Source organism: Ensifer sp. EB106-05-01-XG146, from assembly GCF_058791875.1.
Genome location: NZ_JBYTDX010000001.1, coordinates 18,446 through 32,049, shown reverse-complemented (window position 1 = coordinate 32,049; position 13,604 = coordinate 18,446). Strand labels below are relative to the sequence as shown.

Sequence of the window (13,604 nt, the reverse complement as noted above, 5' to 3'; positions counted from 1 at the left end):
ATTGAGGAAACATGCCGGCCACCGACAAGACCGATCGCACCATGACGAGCGTCACCGCGCAGGAAGCGCTCGATTTTCACTCGCAGGGTCGTCCCGGAAAGCTGGAGATTTCTCCCACCAAGGCGATGGCCACCCAGCGCGACCTGTCGCTTGCCTATTCTCCGGGCGTTGCAGTCCCCGTGAAGGCGATCGCCGAGGACCCCAACACCGCCTATGACTACACGACGCGCGGCAACATGGTGGCCGTGATCTCGAACGGCACGGCCATTCTCGGCCTCGGCAACCTCGGCGCGCTTGCGTCAAAGCCTGTCATGGAAGGCAAGGCCGTGCTGTTCAAGCGCTTTGCCGACGTCGATTCCATCGACCTTGAAGTCGATACCGAAAACGTCGACGAGTTCATCAACTGCGTGCGTTTCCTCGGGCCCTCTTTCGGCGGCATCAATCTTGAAGACATCAAGGCGCCGGACTGTTTCATCATCGAGCAGAAGCTGCGCGAGGTCATGGACATCCCGGTGTTCCACGACGACCAGCACGGCACGGCGATCATCGCCGCAGCAGGCCTCATCAACGCGCTGGCCTTGACCGGCCGCGACTTCAAGACGACGAAGCTCGTCTGCAACGGTGCGGGTGCGGCGGCAATCGCCTGCATCGAGCTCATCAAGTCAATGGGTTTTGCCTCTGACAACATCATCCTCTGCGACACCAAGGGCGTGATCTTCGAAGGCCGCACCGAGGGCATGAACCAGTGGAAGTCGGCGCATGCGGTCAAGACCGACCGCCGCACGCTCGCCGAAGCGCTCGACGGCGCCGACGTGGTCTTCGGCCTCTCGGCCAAGGGCGCCCTTTCGGAAGATATGGTGCGCTCGATGGCGCCGCGGCCGATCATCTTCGCCATGGCCAACCCGGATCCGGAAATCACGCCGGAAGAAGTCGCCCGCATCCGCGACGACGCGATCGTCGCCACCGGCCGTTCTGACTATCCGAACCAGGTCAACAACGTGCTCGGCTTCCCCTATATCTTCCGTGGCGCGCTAGACGTGCGCGCGACGACCATCAACGACGAGATGAAAATCGCAGCGGCTGAAGCGCTGGCGAGCCTTGCCAAGGAAGACGTTCCCGACGATGTCGCCGCAGCCTACCAGGGCAACCGTCCGCGTTTCGGTCCGCAATACATCATCCCGGTCCCCTTCGACCCGCGGCTGATTTCGGCGATCCCGATGGCGGTCGCGAAGGCGGCGATGGAAAGCGGCGTCGCCCGCAAACCGATCACCGACCTCGAAGCCTATGGCCGCCAACTCTCCGCCCGCCGCGACCCGATCGCCTCGACGCTGCAGCGCATCTACGAGCGCGTCCGGCGCCAGCCGAAGCGCATCGTCTTTGCAGAGGGCGAAGAGGTGCAGGTCATGCGTTCTGCAATCGCGTATGCCAACCAGCAGCTTGGCACCGCCATCCTGCTCGGCCGCGAGGAGCGCATGCGCGAGACGGCAGAGCGCGAGGGCATCGACCTCGACCGCCCCGGCATCCAGATCGTCAATGCGCGGCTTTCCAAGCGCGTCGGCGCCTATACGGACTATCTCTATGCCCGCCTGCAGCGGAAGGGCTTCCTGTTCCGCGACGCCCAGCGCCTGATCAACAACGACCGCAACCACTTCGCCGCCTGCATGGTGGCGCTCGGTGATGCCGACGGCATGGTGACGGGCCTGACCCGCAACTATTCGACGGCACTCGAAGACGTGCGTCGCTGCATCGACCCGAAGCCCGGCCACCGCGTCATCGGCGTCTCGATCGCGCTCTGCCGCGGCCGCACGGTGCTCGTCGCCGACACGGCGGTTCACGACATGCCCTCTTCGGAGGAGCTTGCCGATATCGCCGAGGAAGCAGCCGGCCTCGCCAAGCGGCTTGGCTACGTGCCGCGCGTGGCAATGCTTGCCTATTCCACCTTCGGCCATCCCCAGGGCGAACGCTCTGAGCGGGTGCGCGAAGCGGTCAATATCCTCGACAAGCGCCGCGTCGATTTCGAATATGACGGCGAGATGGCCGCCGACGTGGCGCTCAATGCTCGCGTCATGGAGCAATACCCGTTCTGCCGCCTCTCGGGCACGGCGAACGTGCTCGTGATGCCGGCGTTCCACTCGGCATCGATTTCGACCAAGATGCTGCAGGAACTCGGCGGCTCGACGGTGATCGGCCCGCTGCTCGTCGGCTTCGACAAGTCGATCCAGATCGTCTCGATGTCGGCCAAGGATTCCGACATCGTCAACATGGCGGCGATCGCGGCCTACAACGCCGGCATGTAGGACCGGCATTGCCGGTCCGGCGGCTGCTTCATTTTGGTGCAGCCGCCTTCATTCGGGTCAACGCGCGACCCCGATTGGTAGCAATTCGATACAACTATAAAGAAGAAAAGCCCGCTCTCCGAAAAGGAGGCGGGCTTAATAACTGGCAATGCATTTATGTTTAAGGTAATGAAAGACGGAGTCTTGGGAACCCTATACCTGTCGACCCCCGGAAGATCGGCAGTTTCTCCATTTATTTTCTCTATTCGTTCGTCATAAAATTAGAGAAGAACATGACAATACATGTCTCTCTTTCGACCTTGAAAGTCAAATCCATCATTAATAATTGGTTAACCTCACCGGGACCCGGTCAGGAGGCGGCGCCACCGAAACGTCCGGCATCTGCGCCGTAGTAGTTGAGGTAGCGGCCCGAGATATTGCTGATCGGCAAAACGATCAGAACGTCGGTGGTGCGGAACGCATGATCGACCACGGCGCCATCGCCGACCATCGCGCCGAGGCGCATATAGCCCTTGATCAACGGCGGCAGAGCGGCGAGCGCCTTCTTGGCATTGATCGCCTCGGCCGGCATCAAATCCATCGTCCGGTGCAGCTCGGGCCGTGCGCTGACGGCCCAGTCGTCGCGGGCGCGGATGTTGTGGTGCAGGAAGGACAGCGCCAGCGCATGCTCGGCCGGAACGACACCCGGGAACGAACCGCAGCCGAACATCGCGTCCATGCCGTATTTGAGCGCATAGGCCCAATTGCCCTGCCACAGGAGTTCGACCGTGCGCTTGGTCCGGTAGTCCGGCAGGACGCAGGAGCGGCCGAGCTCCATGAAGCGCTTGGTCGGATGACGGGCGAGAAGCGCGTCGATCGCGAATTCGGAAGACGAGTAAAAGCCGCCGGAGCGCTCAGCCACATCCTGGCGCAGCAACCGGTATGTCCCGACGATCTGATCTTCGGCGTCGCCTTCGATCGAGGTGTCGAGAACCAGCAGGTGGTCGCAGATCGCGTCCCAGCTGTCGACGTCGCGCTTGCGCCGATCGGCCTCGGGGCCGACCTGCGCCTTCATCTCCTCGACGAAAACCTTGTAGCGCACGGCCTGGGCAGCATCGATTTCCGATGCCGTGCGGGCAAGGCGCGTCTCAAGATTGGCGATCCGGCCAAGCACGTCGGTCGTCGGGACGGCAGCTTTCGTGCCGATGCAAGCCTGAGAAGTGTCAACCACGTTCGCTGAATCCAGTAGCTCGATGGCCATCCGCGTTATCCCGAATCAAATCTGTCTGCGGGGGCTTAGACCACGTTTCTGCAACAACATAGTGACATGAAAGTTGCGTACAACCCCCGCCGCCCGATCAATACCGTAACCATCGCAAGAGTTACCGTTTGCGCAGCAGACGCGCGATCTCCGAAGTCAGCACCTGCGGGTCGGCCGGCTTCGCCAACACCACATCGGCGCCGGCGGCAAGCAGGTGGTCGCGCATATCCTCGCGGATATCGGAAGTCAGCACGATGACCGGCAACCTTGGCAAGGAGCGTATTGCCTCGTCATTACGGATGTGCCGCATCATGGAAAGCCCGTCGCCACCCGGCATATTGAGGTCGGTGACCAGAAGTGCCGGCAAGGCGTTTCCGGCAGGGGCTCGCAGCGTCTCGGCGACCCCCGCGAAGTCGCTGACGAGCTGCACCGCGTGTCCCGAACGCTGCAACAGCGTGCGGATGATCAACGCATTGATCGGATCGTCCTCGGCCAGCAGGATGCCGTGTCCCGGCCGGCGGACGGGTTCAACGACGGGCTCCTCGCGCAGGACCGGCCTGTTGTCGTTGATCGCGTCGCGTTTTTCGATGCCCTTCAGGCGTCCGAGCAGCACTTCAATCAGCGACTTTTCGCGCAAGGGCCGGATCAGCCAGGCCTCGTAGCCATCCATCTGGTTGACGGGGTGGCTGTTGCGCTCCTCCGGATTGATCAGATAGGTGCGGCGAACCTCCAGCCGGCCGATGGCCGGCTGGAGTGCGAGGAGCTGCTCGTACTGCTGCGCATGCCGGTGGTCGACGATCACGTCGGTGAGTGGCGCGCCACCTGCCTGCACATCGGCAAGAACATGCTGGGCTGCGGCAAGCGTCGTTGCGCGATGACAGCGCCCGCCAAGCGTCGCGATGGTTGCCGCCAGCGCCGCCGAGGCCGGTCCATCGGGAGCCATGACCAGCACATGCGACCCGGCGAGGGTGGAGCGGCGCTCCGACGCAATCGCCTCGACTTCGGCAAGCGGCAGGCGGATTTCAAAGCGGCTGCCGCGGCCGGGCGCGCTTGCGGCCGTGAGACTGCCGCCGCAGGCCTGCATGATGCGCCTGGAGATCGCGAGGCCGAGCCCTGTGCCCTTGGCGCGTTGCTCGTCGTTGCCGGCCTGCTCGAATTCCTCGAAGATGCGCTTCAGGTCGTCGGGCGACATGCCCGGCCCCGTATCGTCGATACGGATCCGCACGCAGTCCTCGATCGTGTCGGCGCTGACGAAGACGCCACCGACTTCCGTGAATTTGACCGCGTTGCCGATGACGTTGAAGAGCACCTGGCGCAGGCGCGCCGCGTCGAAAGCCATCAGCGCGGGCACGTCGACGGAAACGGTGGCGCCGATCTCGATGCCCTTCTCGTGGGCGCGATTGGAGAGCATTTCCACGACGCTCTCGATCACGCCGCGCGGATCCTGGCGGCTGGGGCGAAACTGGAAGCGGCCGGCTGAAAGCGACGAGAAGTCGATCAGGTCTTCGACGAGCTGGACCAGAGCGTGGCCGGATTGCTGCATGCCGGCGAGATAGTTCTGCTGCTCGCTCGACAGGCGGGTCTGGCCGAGCAGATGGCTCATGCCGAGAATGCCCGAAAGCGGCGTGCGGATCTCGTGGCTGACGGTGGCGAGCAGCCGCGACTTTGCCTGGCTCGCCTCCTCGGCCCGCCGGCGCGCCGCCTCACGCTCGCGCGCGGCGCGCGCTTCCTCGGTGACATCACGCGCAATGCTGTGACGCATGAGCTTGCCGCTCGCCGGATCGCGGGCGATCACGTCATGCCAATCGAAAAGGCGGACGCCTTCGGCCGCGGCGATGCGCACGAGGTAATGATTGGGCGCAGCCTTCGGCTCGAACCTCAGCCCAAGGGCGCCGCAGGCCATGCCCCGGACATCCGATCGGCCGCAGACCTGATGGAAGACAGCATTGGCGTGGACGATCTTTCCGTCCATGCCACGCATGATCGCAAGGTCACCCAGCGCATCGTGAATGGTCGAAAGCAACGCCGAGGTTTCGGAGCGGTGCCAATCCTGGTCCCGCTCCACCTCATCGGAAACCGGCACGCTATCAAACGCGCGGATGGCTTCGACGGCGAGCAGAAGCGCACCGACCACGCCGGCCGCGGCAATCGCCGCGGCGAACAGGTGGAAGCCGGCAGTCATGCCGACGACGAGGACAAGGCCGGAAGCGACCAGGCCGAGCAGCGCCAGGGATACGTAACTAAGCGCAGAGCGCGCGCCGGAAGCCGGCTGCGCCGACACCTGACGGGACGCCGGCCCATCGAGCGGAAGCGCCGAAACCGACGCAGCCTTACCCGCCCGGGCGTCTCTCCCGAAGCCGGTTTCGATCCGCTCTAGCAGTCGTGACGGTTCGCTCATGCGTTCCGGCTAACACGACAGGCGTTCTGAATGGCTTCAAGGCTTCGATAAAATCTTAGCGATCCGCTTTTTTCGCGTGCAGTAGTTCGTCAAGAATGATCGCGCCGGCGCCGATGGTGATGAAGGTATCGGCCAGATTGAAGACGGCGAAAGACCACGTCTCCGTATAGAACAGGATGTAGTCGATGACGTAGCCGAAGAGCAGCCGGTCGACGAGGTTTCCGAGCGCGCCGGCGATGATCAGCGCATAGCCGAAATGGGCGAAGAACCGATCCTTCGGCGTGCGCTTCCACAGCCAGAGCACAAAGGCGCAGACGGTGAGCCGCATGCCGACGATGAACCAGCCCTCCATGCCTGACAGCATCGAGAAGGCGACGCCGTAGTTGTAGGTGCGGTAGAGCGCCAGCATCGGCACGACATGGACCGCCTGATTGAAGGGCAGGTAAAGCTCGATCAGATACTTGATCACTTGGTCGGCGATGAGCGCGAAGACGATGAAGACCGCGATCGGCAGCGGCCGCGAAAACAGCACCTGCTTCTCGCTCATGCGCGGGCATCCAGGGTCAGAAGGTGGCGACGCGCCTCGAACAGCATGATGCCGGTGGCAATCGCCAGATTGAGCGAGTCGGCGCGGCCGGCCTGCGGGATGCGGGCAAGCGCACCGGCTTCTCGAGCGAGTTCCTCCGGCAGACCCGACTGCTCGTTGCCCATCAGAAGCACGACTGGCTTGGTCTTGTAGTCAATGGTGCGATAGTCGACAGCGCCGGCGAGATGGGTCGCGACGACCTTCACGCCGGCGGATTTCTGCCAGCGGATGAAGTCCTCGACGCTGGCGCGCGCCACCGGCATGGCAAAGACCGAGCCCATGGTCGCACGCACGGTTTCGAGCGAAAACGGATCGGTGGTCTCGCCGACGAGAATGACGCCGGAAGCGCCGGCGGCATCGGCGGTGCGGATGACGGTGCCGAGGTTGCCGGGATCGCGGACGCGGTCGAGCGCCACATAGGTTTCGCCCAATTGCGGCTTCAGGTCCTTCAGCGACTGGTAACGCTGCTCGAAGATGCCGACGACCATCTGCGGATTGTCGCGCCGGGTGATCGTCGACAGCACTTTCTCGCTGACTTCCAATACCAGGCCGCCCTTGGCGAAGGTCTTTGCCGCCACCTGCTCCACGTGCGGCTTGCCCTTGGCCGCCTTGGCATAGATCAGCGTCTTGATCTTCCAGCCAAGGTCGAGCGCGTCGATCACCAGCTTCAGGCCCTCGGCCATGAAGGAGCGCGTCTCGTCGCGGTGCTTCTTCTGCGTCAGCGCGCGGATGTCCTTGATGATCGGGTTGGTGAGGCTCGTGACCTCCTTCACCTGACCGACACGACCGGTGCCGTGTTCGCTTCTGTCGTTCGTCATTGCGGTACCCAGCGGCTGAAGAGTGAGGTCGAAAGCGCCCTGCCCGGCTCGCGACCGTCAAGCCCGCCCTCGCGGATGATGAGCTCGCCCGACTCCACCCGGCCGCCGTGGCCGCGCATCGTCTCGCGCATCAGTTCATGGATCGAGTAGAAGCTCGCCCGGATCGAATAGGCCGTCAACACCAGGCCGCGCGCCTCCGGCGACAGGATCTCGCGGCAGATGTCGAGCATCGCCGCCAGATGGTCGAAAAGCTGCCAGACCTCGCCGTTCGGCCCGCGGCCGAACTTCGGCGGGTCGGTCAGGATGATGTCGTAGCGGCTGCCGCGGCGCTCTTCGCGCTGGATGAACTTCATCGCATCGTCGCAGATCCAGCGGATCGGCAGGTTTTCGGCCCGCGCCAGCTGCTGGTTTTCGCGCGCCCAGCCGATTGCCTTCTTGGAGGCGTCGACATGGGTCACCTCGGCGCCGGCCCTGGCGGCGATCAGCGAGGCGACGCCGGTGTAGCCGAAGAGGTTCAGCACCTTCAGCGGCCGCCCCGCCCTTTCCACCTGATCCTTCACCCAGCTCCAGTGCGCGAGCTGTTCCGGGAACACACCGACATGGCGGAACGAGGTGAAGCGACCGTGGAAATCGGTGCCGAGAAGCTGCATCGGCCAGGTCTCGCCGAGCACGGCGCCAGGAAAGCGCCAGCGCCCCATGCCGTCTTCGTCGGTGTCGCCGGTGAAGATCGCGTCGGCTTTTTCCCAGACGCTATCGGGCAGGCTGCGCGGCCAGAGCGCCTGCGCCTCGGGGCGCACGATGCGGTAGGGACCGTATTGCTCAAGTTTTTCGCCGGCGCCGCTGTCGATCAGGTGATAGCCGGATGCGTCCGACGTTTCGAGAATGAGCGGTATGCGCTCGGCCGGCTTTTCCCCCGTTCGCCGCGCGATCACCCGCGCCGGCGTTTCCTGTGCAGGCGTATGCTTTGCTGGCTTCTCGCGCGTCTCCGCCGTCTGCGCTGCCGCCGGTCGCGCCGGCCGTTCCTTGAAGCCGCCGCCCTTCGGCGGTGCCGAACGTTTCTGATCGTGGCGGCCGCCGCCACGCGCTTCGGCACCACGGCCCTTGGCCGTCGTCACGGAGGCATTCTTCGACCGCCGGTCCTTTTCCTTCACGCTGAAATCCCTGGGCTTTGTTAGTGCATGGGCCGCCTGCCTGCGCAGTATCCGGGACGGGCCGGCGGACGCCATGAGGTTTGTCGCCGCAGCCTGAAGCCGCGGCATCTCTTGAAGCTGCAAATAGCATCGCTGATGCTCTTGGCAAAGCCGTTTCCGTTTTGCGAAGATAACGCGCAAGAACCCGCTGCGAATTTTCTTGGGCTGGAACCGGCTTCGCGACAAAATTCCGCGGCAGGTCTAGTGTGTCGAAGCGACATTTGCGCGTCGATATCGGGCGCGCGGCGTCGCATGGGGGGGAGGAAAACGCATGGACATGACCGGCGAAGAGCGGATTGCGGCTGGGCGCGACGCGGTGTGGCGCGGCCTCAACGACCCGGAAATTCTCAAGCGATGCATTCCCGGGTGCCAGTCGCTGGAGATGACGTCGCCAACCGAGCTTGCGGCCGTGGTGAAGATCAAGATCGGCCCGGTCTCGGCCTCCTTCACCGGCAATGTCGTGCTCTCCAATCTCAATCCGCCGCAGAGCTATACGATCTCGGGCGAAGGAAAGGGCGGCATCGCCGGCTTTGCCAAGGGCGGCGCCGACGTCGCCTTAACAGCGGACGGGGACGAAACGGTGCTGCGTTACGACGTCAAGGCGGAGATCGGTGGCAAGCTCGCGCAGCTCGGCTCGCGCCTGATCGACTCAACCGCCAAGAAGCTGGCGCAGCAATTCTTCGCCGATTTTAGCGCCGCCGTCGGCGGTACGGCGGAAGCTGCGAGTTAAAGAGGCGACGCGGACCGAACGGGCGCCCCGTCTCGGTCTTCGCAGGCTTGTGAACTTCTGATCAGTTCTGCGGCGCTGCGAGCGTCGCCTGGGTTGCGAGCTTTTCCGCCTGGCTGCGGTGTTTCTCCGCCTCGCGGTGCCACTTCACTGCTTCGTTGGCCTCGTTGCGCGCGCGCCGCCGGTACTTGCCCTGGCTGAACCAGGTCGCGGCGGCACCGAGGATGACGCCGACGATGACCGCAAGGAACAGGAAGACGAAGAACGGCGCGCTCACGGAAAGCACGCTGTCTTCCGGCCGGAAGGGGTTCAGCGCCAGCGTTACGCTCTGGCGGTTGGCCACGCTCAGCACAATCAGGATGATAGCGACCGGCACGAGAACAACGATGTTGATCAGTTTCTTGAACATTCAATCGCTCCATCTCGCCGACGCCCGTGCTCTTTGCCAGACGCTTGCCGGCAACGGGCCTCGTATAAAAGGGGTCGTTAGGGGTCTCTGGCGACCGCCAAGGATGATCAATCCTCGTCTTCCCCGTTCATGCCCGGGTTGAGCCGCTCGCGCAGTTCCTTGCCGGTCTTGAAAAACGGTACCCATTTTTCCTCGACAAAAACGGAATCGCCGGTGCGCGGGTTGCGCCCCGACCGCGACGGCCGGTTCTTGACCGAGAAGGCGCCGAAGCCACGCAGTTCGACCCGGTTGCCTGCAGCGAGCGCGTCGGTGATCTCATCGAGGACCGCGTTGACGATATTTTCGACGTCGCGGTGGTAGAGATGCGGATTGCGAGCCGCAACAATCTGCACCAGTTCTGACTTGATCACTGTCGCCCCCTCAAATTCTTGTTTGTTTTGCTTTTTCGGTCTGCATTGTGATTTCCGCAAGGCGGTGCGCGGCATTTGCAAAATCACCGACATCGCTCGACGGCTCAGGCTGGGTATATGTCGCCTTGCTCATTGGCCATCAACCTGCCAAACCGAAACAAGACCGTCAAGAAACAACTTGTCGCCTGCAATTTTTTCGAGCCCGCTCATTGCCGGAAAAGCGTCATATCCCAACATCTTGATCCAGTTGCCGACCAGCGCGCCGAGGCCAAAAGGCAGGGTCTTGCGGGGGGCTTCCCAATCGACGATCGGCAGGTCCTTCGACACCTTTTTCTCCGTGAGGAAGGCGCGAATTTCGTCCTCGCCGCCGAGCTTGTCGACGAGCTTGGCGTTCAGCGCCTGGCGACCGGTGAAAATGCGTCCGTCGGCGAGCAGCAACGCATCGGGACGCGGCAACTTGCGGCGGTCGGCAACCAGGTCGACGAACCAGGCGTAGCTGTCGTCAATCATCGACTGGATCATGGCCTTCGCCTCGTCGCTCGCCGGATGGAAGGGCGAAGGTTCCGCCTTCAGCGGCCGCGACTTGATCGATTCCAGGGAGACGCCGAGCTTGTCCATCAACTCCTTGACCTGCGGATACTGGAAGATGACGCCGATGGAGCCGGTGATCGAGCTCTCACCGGCAACGATCGTATCGCCGCCGAGTGCGATCATGTAGCCTGCCGAGGCGGCAAGTGTGCGCACGTCGGAAACGACCGGCTTCTTGGCCGCCACCTTGCGGATCGCCTTGTAGATGACCTCGCCGCCATAGGTGGTGCCGCCCGGCGACGAAATGGTCACCACCAGCGCCTTGACGCTATCGTTGTCGGCAATCTTCTGCAGGCGCTCGAGCAGTTCGCGGTCATCCTGGATCAGGCCGGTGATCGCAACGCGCGCCACATGCTGCCTGTTGTGGCCGACATCGTCGGCAGCCCCGGACCAGGCAAAGATCGCGAGCGCGACGAGGAGAAGCAGCCCCGCGACCACAAAGCGCCAGAAGCTCAACTTCCGGCGCAGGCTGCGGCGATCGGCGATGGCGAGTTCGTCCATGTGGGTTTCTCCCGATTTGTTGGCGCTGCTTCTGTCAGTTTCCGCGGGAACGTGCTATCTGCGCGCGAAGAGGCATATTCCATAGACGCGCTTGACCACGGTTGAAAGCCGCGGCTGGCGTTTTTGCGCTTCACCCGAGTTTTTTTGCGGCGCCATTGTGCGTCAGCAAAAAATATCCATATTTGCGACGACTTACACCAATGTATGTAAATGACCCCCACGTTGGGTCAGCGACAAAAGCAGTAGAACCGACAGGCCCTTCCATGTTGAACCACGCGCCAGCCCCGGGCATCTTTGCCGATACGGGTGCGAGCTCCGCCGACGCCTATGCGCTCGCCGCACGGCATTCCGCGCGCGTGCGCCGCCTGAAGATCATCCTGCCGATCATCGCCGGCGTCATTGCCGTCATTTTTGCCGCCGTGTCCTTCGTGCGCGCGTTCATGCCCGTCGACCTGCAGATCGAGACCGCGACGATCGAGGACGGCAAGATCGTCATGAAGAATCCGGCGATCTCCGGTCGCAACAAGCAGGGCATCAGCTACTCGATGAAGGCCCAGCGGGCGCTTCAGGATATCGCCAACCCCGACATCATCACGCTGCAGACGATCCACGCAGAAATGCCGATGAAGGATTCGATGATAGCGACCGTCGACGCCACCAACGGCATCTATGATCGCGGCGCCAATACACTCGACATGAACGCCCCGTTCACCATTTCCGTCAATAATGGCATCAACGCCGACTTCCAGTCGGCCTATCTGGACATCAATGCCGGCGAGATGGAAACGAAGCAGCCCGTTGCGATCAGCATGAAGGGTGGTTCGATCATTGCGCAGACGCTGCGAATGACGGATAAGGGACGTATTGTAATTTTCGAGGGTATGGTGAGGGTGAACGTCGAGCCCGCAGCCATCCGCAAAAACGCGAAATAGGACCCGGTGCACTCCATGTCGGTCACAACCGCATCATTTTTCAAGATTTCCGCCAGCCTGGCCATTGCCGGAGCCGGCGCTTTGATTATTGCCTCCGGCGCTTTTGCGCAGGCCACGTCGAGCAAGATGAAAGGCCTTGAGCTGTCCAACGACAAGCCGATCCAGATCGAGAGCGACAAGCTCGAAATCAAGGACCCGGAAAGCAAGGCGATTTTTACCGGCAACGTCAAGGTCGTGCAGGGCACGACGACGCTGCAGGCCGGCAATATGGTCGTCTTCTACAAGTCCGGCGGCGGCTCGGTTTCGAGCGGCGACGCCGACATCGACCGTATCGAGGTCAGCGAAAAGGTGTTCCTGAGCTCCGGCACGCAGCAGGCGACGGCCGATACCGGCTCGTTCGACATGACCAAGCAGGTCTTCGTTCTCAAGGGCGACAAGGTCGTTCTCTCCGAAGGCAAGAACGTCTTCGTCGGCTGCCAGCTTAACGTCCAGATGGAAACCGGTGAGGCCCAGCTCGAAGCCTGCGGCGGCCGCGTGCAGATCCAGCTCGACCCGAAGTCCCGCAAGACGAACTGACGTAGACCGCTCGTGCAACTTCCCTTCCTCCACAAGCGCAAACGGGTCCGCAAGCCGTCGGCGACCACTGCGGTCGCTTCCGGCCATGCGGTCGACAAGGCGCGCTATGACGGCACCCTGATTGCCCGCGGACTGACCAAGGCCTATCGCGAGCGTCGGGTCGTCAACGGCGTGTCGCTGGTGGTGCGGCGCGGCGAGGCCGTGGGCCTGCTCGGGCCGAACGGCGCCGGCAAGACCACCTGCTTCTACATGATCACCGGCCTCGTCCCCGTCGACGAGGGTTCGATAGAGATCAACGGCAATGACGTGACGACCATGCCGATGTACCGGCGTGCACGCCTCGGCGTCGGCTACCTGCCACAGGAAGCGTCGATCTTCCGCGGGCTGACGGTCGAGGAGAACATCCGCGCCGTGCTCGAGGTTCACGACAAGAACCTGGAGCGGCGCGAAAGCAAGCTCAACGACCTGCTCGGCGAGTTCAACATCACGCATCTGCGCAAGTCGCCGGCGATCGCGCTTTCTGGCGGCGAACGCCGCCGTCTCGAAATCGCCCGTGCGCTTGCGACCGACCCCACCTTCATGCTGCTCGACGAGCCCTTTGCCGGCGTCGACCCGATCTCGGTCGCCGACATCCAGGCGCTTGTCCGGCACCTGACCTCGCGCGGCATCGGTGTGCTGATCACCGACCACAATGTCCGCGAGACGCTCGGCCTCATCGATCGCGCCTACATTATCCATGCCGGCGAGGTGCTGACGCATGGTCGCGCCAACGACATTGTCACCAATCCTGACGTGCGCCGGCTCTATCTCGGCGACAATTTCAGCCTCTGAGACCGCCTCGCGGGCGATTCCGCCCGCGAACGCGCTTGACCAAACCTTTCCGATAAGCAATTTTTGGGCCAATTAAGAAAAGGGCCCGACCGGCGACCGGA

13 protein-coding genes are annotated in these 13,604 nt (G+C 63.0%); 5 read left to right on the top strand and 8 right to left on the bottom strand.

Annotated features, from left to right (window positions below):
- Positions 1-11: 11 nt before the first annotated feature.
- Positions 12-2,297, top strand: a complete 2,286-nt coding sequence (locus tag AC3WVQ_RS00165) for an NADP-dependent malic enzyme (protein ID WP_060519765.1) — start codon at positions 12-14, stop codon at positions 2,295-2,297.
- Positions 2,298-2,646: 349 nt separating this feature from the next.
- Here the strand turns inward: AC3WVQ_RS00165 and olsB are convergent, their stop codons facing one another.
- The 5 genes from olsB to AC3WVQ_RS00140 form a co-directional block, all read right to left on the bottom strand.
- Complete coding sequence (gene olsB, locus AC3WVQ_RS00160) at positions 2,647-3,537, bottom strand: l-ornithine N(alpha)-acyltransferase (RefSeq protein ID WP_034797430.1); 891 nt, start codon at positions 3,535-3,537, stop codon at positions 2,647-2,649.
- 121 nt (positions 3,538-3,658) lie between these two features.
- On the bottom strand, positions 3,659-5,935 hold the full coding sequence (locus AC3WVQ_RS00155) for a hybrid sensor histidine kinase/response regulator (protein WP_090300943.1): 2,277 nt from the start codon (positions 5,933-5,935) through the stop codon (positions 3,659-3,661).
- A gap of 55 nt (positions 5,936-5,990) precedes the next feature.
- The gene (gene lspA, locus AC3WVQ_RS00150) at positions 5,991-6,482 is read right to left on the bottom strand and encodes a signal peptidase II (RefSeq protein ID WP_090300945.1); all 492 of its coding nucleotides are present in this window, start codon (positions 6,480-6,482) and stop codon (positions 5,991-5,993) included.
- Positions 6,479-7,339 carry a TrmH family RNA methyltransferase gene (locus AC3WVQ_RS00145; RefSeq protein ID WP_043615629.1) on the bottom strand — a complete coding sequence of 287 codons (861 nt, stop codon included), beginning with the start codon at positions 7,337-7,339 and terminating at the stop codon, positions 6,479-6,481. Before AC3WVQ_RS00145 ends, lspA begins: the two co-directional genes overlap by 4 nt.
- Positions 7,336-8,490 (bottom strand): class I SAM-dependent rRNA methyltransferase, encoded by a 1,155-nt coding sequence (locus tag AC3WVQ_RS00140; protein ID WP_034797624.1) that lies wholly within the window; start codon positions 8,488-8,490, stop codon positions 7,336-7,338. Before AC3WVQ_RS00140 ends, AC3WVQ_RS00145 begins: the two co-directional genes overlap by 4 nt.
- Before the next feature lie 310 nt (positions 8,491-8,800).
- Between AC3WVQ_RS00140 and AC3WVQ_RS00135 the strand changes: the two genes are divergently transcribed.
- On the top strand, positions 8,801-9,259 hold the full coding sequence (locus AC3WVQ_RS00135; protein ID WP_060580658.1) for an SRPBCC family protein: 459 nt from the start codon (positions 8,801-8,803) through the stop codon (positions 9,257-9,259).
- Positions 9,260-9,320: 61 nt separating this feature from the next.
- Here AC3WVQ_RS00135 and AC3WVQ_RS00130 read toward each other — a convergent pair whose 3' ends face one another.
- From AC3WVQ_RS00130 to sppA, 3 genes are all read right to left on the bottom strand, one after another.
- A complete protein-coding gene (locus tag AC3WVQ_RS00130; RefSeq protein ID WP_034797442.1) occupies positions 9,321-9,665 on the bottom strand; it encodes a lipopolysaccharide assembly protein LapA domain-containing protein in 345 nt (114 codons plus the stop codon).
- Positions 9,666-9,772: 107 nt separating this feature from the next.
- Positions 9,773-10,075, bottom strand: a complete 303-nt coding sequence (locus tag AC3WVQ_RS00125) for an integration host factor subunit beta (protein WP_034797443.1) — start codon at positions 10,073-10,075, stop codon at positions 9,773-9,775.
- A gap of 129 nt (positions 10,076-10,204) precedes the next feature.
- Positions 10,205-11,164, bottom strand: a complete 960-nt coding sequence (sppA, locus tag AC3WVQ_RS00120; RefSeq protein WP_090300947.1) for a signal peptide peptidase SppA — start codon at positions 11,162-11,164, stop codon at positions 10,205-10,207.
- 263 nt (positions 11,165-11,427) lie between these two features.
- Here sppA and lptC point away from each other — a divergent pair, with 263 nt between their 5' ends.
- From lptC to lptB, 3 genes are read left to right on the top strand one after another with little or no spacing between them, the layout of a single operon-like run.
- On the top strand, positions 11,428-12,096 hold the full coding sequence (gene lptC, locus AC3WVQ_RS00115; protein ID WP_034797447.1) for an LPS export ABC transporter periplasmic protein LptC: 669 nt from the start codon (positions 11,428-11,430) through the stop codon (positions 12,094-12,096).
- Between the two features lie 15 nt (positions 12,097-12,111).
- Positions 12,112-12,672: an LptA/OstA family protein gene (locus AC3WVQ_RS00110; RefSeq protein WP_034797449.1), complete on the top strand. Its 561-nt coding sequence runs from the start codon at positions 12,112-12,114 to the stop codon at positions 12,670-12,672.
- 12 nt (positions 12,673-12,684) lie between these two features.
- On the top strand, positions 12,685-13,503 hold the full coding sequence (gene lptB / locus AC3WVQ_RS00105) for an LPS export ABC transporter ATP-binding protein (protein ID WP_034797451.1): 819 nt from the start codon (positions 12,685-12,687) through the stop codon (positions 13,501-13,503).
- The last annotated feature ends 101 nt before the right edge of the window (positions 13,504-13,604 follow it).

Coding starts and splice junctions, on each gene's coding strand:
- AC3WVQ_RS00165 (WP_060519765.1), top strand. CDS start 12: ATGCCGGCCACCGACAAGACCGATCGCACCATGACGAGCGTCACCGCG.
- olsB (WP_034797430.1), bottom strand. CDS start 3,537: ATGGCCATCGAGCTACTGGATTCAGCGAACGTGGTTGACACTTCTCAG.
- AC3WVQ_RS00155 (WP_090300943.1), bottom strand. CDS start 5,935: ATGAGCGAACCGTCACGACTGCTAGAGCGGATCGAAACCGGCTTCGGG.
- lspA (WP_090300945.1), bottom strand. CDS start 6,482: ATGAGCGAGAAGCAGGTGCTGTTTTCGCGGCCGCTGCCGATCGCGGTC.
- AC3WVQ_RS00145 (WP_043615629.1), bottom strand. CDS start 7,339: ATGACGAACGACAGAAGCGAACACGGCACCGGTCGTGTCGGTCAGGTG.
- AC3WVQ_RS00135 (WP_060580658.1), top strand. CDS start 8,801: ATGGACATGACCGGCGAAGAGCGGATTGCGGCTGGGCGCGACGCGGTG.
- AC3WVQ_RS00130 (WP_034797442.1), bottom strand. CDS start 9,665: ATGTTCAAGAAACTGATCAACATCGTTGTTCTCGTGCCGGTCGCTATC.
- sppA (WP_090300947.1), bottom strand. CDS start 11,164: ATGGACGAACTCGCCATCGCCGATCGCCGCAGCCTGCGCCGGAAGTTG.
- lptC (WP_034797447.1), top strand. CDS start 11,428: ATGTTGAACCACGCGCCAGCCCCGGGCATCTTTGCCGATACGGGTGCG.
- AC3WVQ_RS00110 (WP_034797449.1), top strand. CDS start 12,112: ATGTCGGTCACAACCGCATCATTTTTCAAGATTTCCGCCAGCCTGGCC.